At 65.0% G+C, this 5,476-nt stretch carries 4 protein-coding genes and 1 pseudogene; 2 read left to right on the top strand and 3 right to left on the bottom strand.

The features are described from left to right. Positions 1-420 precede the first annotated feature (420 nt). The 3 genes and pseudogenes from ampC to ACEN88_RS23350 all read right to left on the bottom strand — a co-directional run bounded on the left by ampC (position 421) and on the right by ACEN88_RS23350 (position 3,490). Positions 421-1,568 (bottom strand): annotated as a pseudogene (gene ampC / locus ACEN88_RS23340) (class C beta-lactamase). Positions 1,569-1,655: 87 nt separating this feature from the next. After that, positions 1,656-2,411: a LytR/AlgR family response regulator transcription factor gene (locus ACEN88_RS23345; protein WP_413343482.1), complete on the bottom strand. Its 756-nt coding sequence runs from the start codon at positions 2,409-2,411 to the stop codon at positions 1,656-1,658. 2 nt (positions 2,412-2,413) lie between these two features. Beyond that, positions 2,414-3,490 (bottom strand): sensor histidine kinase, encoded by a 1,077-nt coding sequence (locus tag ACEN88_RS23350; protein ID WP_413343484.1) that lies wholly within the window; start codon positions 3,488-3,490, stop codon positions 2,414-2,416. 171 nt (positions 3,491-3,661) lie between these two features. On the opposite strand from ACEN88_RS23350, the gene bla reads away from it, so the two are divergent. Both bla and ACEN88_RS23360 read left to right on the top strand, forming a co-directional pair. Beyond that, positions 3,662-4,510 (top strand): subclass B3 metallo-beta-lactamase, encoded by an 849-nt coding sequence (bla, locus tag ACEN88_RS23355; protein WP_413343486.1) that lies wholly within the window; start codon positions 3,662-3,664, stop codon positions 4,508-4,510. After that, positions 4,507-5,394, top strand: a complete 888-nt coding sequence (locus ACEN88_RS23360) for an alpha/beta hydrolase (RefSeq protein ID WP_413343488.1) — start codon at positions 4,507-4,509, stop codon at positions 5,392-5,394. The genes bla and ACEN88_RS23360 overlap by 4 nt, the downstream gene beginning before the upstream one ends. Positions 5,395-5,476 lie beyond the last annotated feature (82 nt).

Here is a 5,476-nt window from a genome sequence, read left to right on the forward strand (position 1 = left end):
AAGCATGCCGCCAGCGTTCAATCTGAGCCAGGATCAAACTCTTCAGTTTAATCTCTGTTTTTGCTACTTTCGTAGCAGATCGCTCACTCAAAATACTGACCGTCACTCATTGCTGAGCAACGTATTTCTTTTGTGTGAACATTTGATAATTTAAGCATTCAGCACCCCGAAGGATGCTGGCACTTCATCAAACGCCCACACTTATCGACTGTTGATTGTTAAAGAGCTGTATTCGGTACTGCCTTGCTGCGCTTGCGAATCGTTTTGTTCGTCAGCAGCAGAGAAGTGAGATTATGCAGTAGTTCGCTTAACTCGTCAACCCCTCGTCTGTTTTGTTGCGCCGTCGTTACCGACTGATTTTCTTGCGCTGCAAAACAGGAGGCGAACTATAGCAAAGGCTGGCCGCAGTGCGCAAGGGGGTCACGGTACTAAATGCCCGAGAATCGAATACGCCGCCTCCACCCGCGCCGCATTCGGGTAATTCTTATTGGCCAGCATGACGATCCCGACGCGACGCGACGGCACGAACAAAACATAAGCGCCAAATCCGCGCGTCGCGCCCGTCTTGTTGAAAAGCGTCCCCGGCGGCGGGACCTGGGCCGGCTCCAGCCGGACGGCCGGATTCGGCTCGGCACTCATCTTCGTGGAATTCCCTGCCTGTAGCGCAGCCAGGCTCACGGGCGCGCGGTACTGCTCCCATCCGAGCCCCTGCACGGTATCGCCGATGCGGAAATAACCGGTGTGCGTGCAATCGATGGCGCGCCGCATCGGTTCCGGCAGGCCGCTGGCGTCGATGTTCAGCTGGACGAAGCGGATCATGTCCGCCGCGCTGGCTTTTACGCCATACGTCTCCGCGTCGAACGGTCCGGGGCCGACGCGCACCGGTCGGTTGGTCTTGTCGTAACCCCAGGCGTAGTCGCCCGTTGCGCCGCCAGGCACGCGGATATGACTGTGCTTCAGGCCCAGCGCGGGGAACAGCCGGCCTTCGACGGCATCGGCAAACCCGGCGCCCAGCGCCCGCGCCGTCACATGGCCGAACAGCCCGAGACTGGGATTCGAATACCGGCGGAGCGTGCCGGGTGCGGCGTCCGGGCGCCACGTGCGGAAGTAAGCGATCGCCTGCGCCTCGGTCTCGACGTCGTCCGGGAATTGCTGCGGCAGGCCTCCCGGCGTATAGGTGCCCAGTTCGAGCACGCTCGCACGGTCGATCGCGCTGCCCTTCAGTTGCGGGACGTATTGGCCGGGATGATCCGCGAACGACAGCTTGCCGAGTCCCTGCGCGTAACACGCCAGCGTCGCCGTGACGGTCTTGCTGACGGAGCCCAGTTCGAACAAGGTGTTCTCGGTGACGGGCTTGTGCTCCTGTTTCGACGCCTCGCCGTAATTGAAGAACAGTGCCTGGCCATCCACCGTGACGGCGACCGCCATGCCGGGCACGTCGTGCTGCGCCATCAAGGGCTGGATGGCGCGGTCGACGGCAGCGCGCACGGCGGCGGCATCGACGGCGCCGGCCGTCAGCGGCAACAACGACAGGCATGCGAGGGCGATGGATTTCGTAGACAAGGCATTCTCCGCGTTCGTTCGTGACGGGCACCAGTATAGGCACGCAGCCATGTCCGGCGACAGCGCGGCCATCCCGGCAAACCGGGTGTCCGTCACATCGCCGACTTCAGCGCGCCCAGGTAACGCTCGCTGACGGCGACCGTGGCGCCACAACGCAGCGTGAGCCGGTAGCTGCCGTCGCCGACGGAATCCAGCCGCGCGATCTCGCCGCGCCTGACGATCGCGCCGCGGTGCACGCGCAGGAAGGCCTCGGGCGCGAGCAGCGTTTCGAGACGGTTGAGCGTGATGCGGTGCAGGACCGTGCGTCCGGCCAGGTGCAGCTCGACGTAATTCCCGGCCGATTCGATCCACAGGATGTCCGCCACCCGGATCTGCTCGATGCGGCCGACGGAGCGCACGTTGATCCGCTCCGGCCGCGCCGCAGTCTGGCCGGCATCGACGTAATCGCGCAGCGCCGCGCCATAGGCCTCGCGCTGACGCTGTCCGAGCATGGCGCTTATGCGCTCGACCGTCTGGGCCAGGCGTGCATCGTTCAGGGGCTTGAGCAGGTAGTCGAGTGCGTGCACGTCGAACGCGTCGATCGCGTGTTCGCTGTAGGCCGTCACGAACACGATGAGTGGCGGCGCGCATGCGCGGCTGATCTCGCGGGCGAGCACGAGGCCCGATTCGGCCGGCATCTGGATGTCGAGGAAGATGACGTCGACCTCCTGCGCGGCCAGCACCGCGCGCGCGGACGCGGTGCCGTCGCATTCGGCCACGAGCCGCCAGTCCGGATGCGCGGCCAGGGCCAGGCGCAGGTTCGAACGGCTGGGCAGCTCGTCGTCGACGATCAGGTAGCGCACCGGCATGCTCACTCCCGCGCCAAAGGCAGGCGGACTTCGGCCACGAAGCGGCCGTCCGGCAGGGTCGTGCGCAGCGTCGCGGTGGGATGCATGAGGCGCAACCGCTCGCGCGTATTCGCGAGCCCGAGACCCGCGCCGGGATTGGGCGACGCCTGCGCGAGCGCGGGATTCGTCACCCGGATCGTGAGCGCCGCGCCGTCGGACACGAAGGACAGGCGAATATCGCTCGGTCCGTCGTGGCAGTCGAGATCGTGGCGCAACGCGTTCTCGATCAGCGGCTGCAGCAGCAGCGGCGGACAATCGACGTCGTGCAGCAGCGCGTCGTCGCCGTCGATGCGGACCTGCAGCCGGTCGCCGTAGCGCAGGCGTTGCAGGTCGAGGTAGTCGCGGACGAACTGCAGCTCGTCCGCGACGGTCGCCGTATTGCGCACGCTGGCCGACAGCGCGTAGCGCAGCAGGTCGCTCAGGCGGCCGATGCCCCCGAGGGCCAGCGTGCGGTCGCCTTCGCGCACGAGCGCGCTGATCGCATTCAGCGCATTGAACAGGAAATGCGGTTCGAACTGCGCGCGCAGGGCCAGCATGCGCTGCTCTTCCAGCGCGAGGCGCAGATTCAGCATGTCGGTCTGGCTGCGCTGCCACGCCAGTTCGCGCTCGCGCGCCTGCCGCCAGTAGTGGACCGCGAGGATGGCGGCGAACGTGCCCGTCGTCGAGAACCAGCCGACCAGCAGCATCTTCATCAGCAGGCGGCGCGCGTCGTCGACGCTCGCGATGTGCAGGTAGCCGCGCAGCCACGCCATGTACGTCCACTGCGTGGGCTGGAACACGAGCACGAGGCCCACGAACAGCAGGAACACGTTGCGCGGACGGGCGATCAATCCCGGCCAGCGCGCGAGAGCGAGGCTCAGGCCCGCGCTCAGGACGATCAGCGGCACGGCGTACTCCACGAACCACGTCACCAGCAGTGACGGATAGTGGCTGTCGACGCCGAGGCGCAGGTTGTCGCTGTAGGTCTGCAGGGCGCCCAGGGTGCTGATCGCCGTCCACAAGAGCACGACGATGGCGATGGTCCTTACCGCGGGCGGCATCGATGGCGGGGAAATGGCGTGCTGCGTCATCGGGAAAGTATAGCCTGCCGGTGGACAGCGGCCGGCCGCTTCGTCACGTGGAAGCGGCGTTTCGTCACGGCGACGTGTCCGTCGTACCGGCATGGCCGCAGAATCGGCGACGCATCCTCTTTATCAACTCTCCAGCTACCCATGAAAAACACGATACGCCTGGCTGCCGCGCTCCTGCTCGGCGGCGTCTCCGCTTCCACCGTCGCCGGCATGACGGAGTGGCTCGCGCCGCAGGATCCGTTCCCCGTCTACGGCAACACGTATTACGTCGGCACGCACGGCATCAGCGCCGTGCTGATCACGTCGCCGGCGGGCCACATCCTCATCGACGGCGGTCCGCCCGCCGCGGCCGACCAGGTCGCGGCGCATGTCCGCGCGCTCGGCTTCAAGGTCGAAGACATCCGCTACATCCTGAATGGCCACGATCACTTCGACCACGCGGGCGGCATCGCCGCGCTGCAGAAGATGAGCGGCGCGACGGTGCTGGGCAGCCCGGCGTCTGTCGCCGTGCTGAAGTCGGGCCAGCCGGACAAGCGGGATCCGCAATATCCCAGCCTGGTCCCGATGACACCCGTCGCCAACACGCGCGCGGTACGCGACGGCGAAGTCGTGACACTCGGGCCGCTCGCCGTCACGGCGCACTTCACGCCGGGGCACACACCGGGTGCCACCAGTTGGACGTGGCAATCGAGCGAAAGCGGCAAGACGATGCGCGTGGTGTACGCGGACAGCCTCACCGCCATGGCTGCAGATGGCCGCAGTTTCAGCAGGAATCCGCTCTATCCGACCGCGCGCGCGGACGTCGAGCGTTCGATCGCCACGATCGAAGGACTGGAATGCGACGTGCTCGTGAGCGCGCATCCGGATTTCGGTGATCTTTGGGAGCGGAAGGAGAACAAGACCCTCGTCGATCGCGACGCCTGCCGCAAGTACGCGGCGGTCGCGCGGGAATGGCTGGCGAAGACGCTGGCGGCGGAGGGGCAACAGTGACGGTCATCCGCAAACTGCTGTTGGCGTGCTGCTTCGTGTCCAGCCTGGCCTCGGCCGCGACACCTTATGTGCTCGACGACACGGAGGTGCGCGACGTGCATGCGAATACGCTGAACCGCGACTACCAGGTATTCGTCGCGCTGCCCGATTCGTATCGTTCGTCGAGCCGGCATTATCCGGTGGTGTTCGTCGTCGACGCGAACTACGCGTTTCCGGTCGCGCGCGGTATCGCCCAGCGGCTGGCCAAGCATGCGGGTTTGGAAGAGGCGATCGTCGTCGGGCTGTCGTATGCGAAGGGCGACAGTCCCGTGTATAGCCGGCGCCGCGATTACACGCCGTCGATGCCCCGGGGCCAATATGTCTCCGATATGCCGGGGTGGAGCGCCGCGTTCGGCGAGGCGCAAGCCTATGGCCGCTTCATCGCTGCCGACGTCTTCCCGCTGATCGCCGCGAACTACCGGGCCGACATGAGTCGCAAGATCTTTGTCGGCCATTCGTATGGCAGCCTGCTCGGCCTGCAAGTGCTGTTGAGCGAGCCGGCCACGTTCGACCATTACATCCTCGGCAGTCCATCGCTGTGGTTCGACCAGGGCGTGATGTTCGATCGGGAACAGGCTTATGCAAAGGGACACAAGGATATGCCGGCGTCGGTGTCCTTCGGTATCGGCGGCCGTGAGACATTGCCGGCGAACCGGAAGCGGTCGCGAACGGAAGAGAATGCGGACATGGTCGCGGATCTATGCGACTTCGACGCAGCATTGAAAACGCACCGGTATCCGAACCTGAAAAGCCGGCTCGAAGTATTTGCGGACGAGGATCATGCCAGCGTCTTTCCGCTGGTGCTGACCCATGGCTTGCGGGCGTATCTGAAGAAGGTGAAGTAGAAAGCAAAAAGCCCGCTCAGTATCAACTGAACGGGCTTCTGCATATAACTAGCCTGACGATAACCTACTTTCACACTGGTTG

The sequence above is a fragment of the Massilia sp. CT11-108 genome, assembly GCF_047302915.1.
GTDB lineage: Bacteria > Pseudomonadota > Gammaproteobacteria > Burkholderiales > Burkholderiaceae_D > Telluria > Telluria orientalis.

Coding starts and splice junctions, on each gene's coding strand:
- ACEN88_RS23350 (WP_413343484.1), bottom strand. CDS start 3,490: ATGCCGCCCGCGGTAAGGACCATCGCCATCGTCGTGCTCTTGTGGACG.
- ACEN88_RS23345 (WP_413343482.1), bottom strand. CDS start 2,411: ATGCCGGTGCGCTACCTGATCGTCGACGACGAGCTGCCCAGCCGTTCG.
- bla (WP_413343486.1), top strand. CDS start 3,662: ATGAAAAACACGATACGCCTGGCTGCCGCGCTCCTGCTCGGCGGCGTC.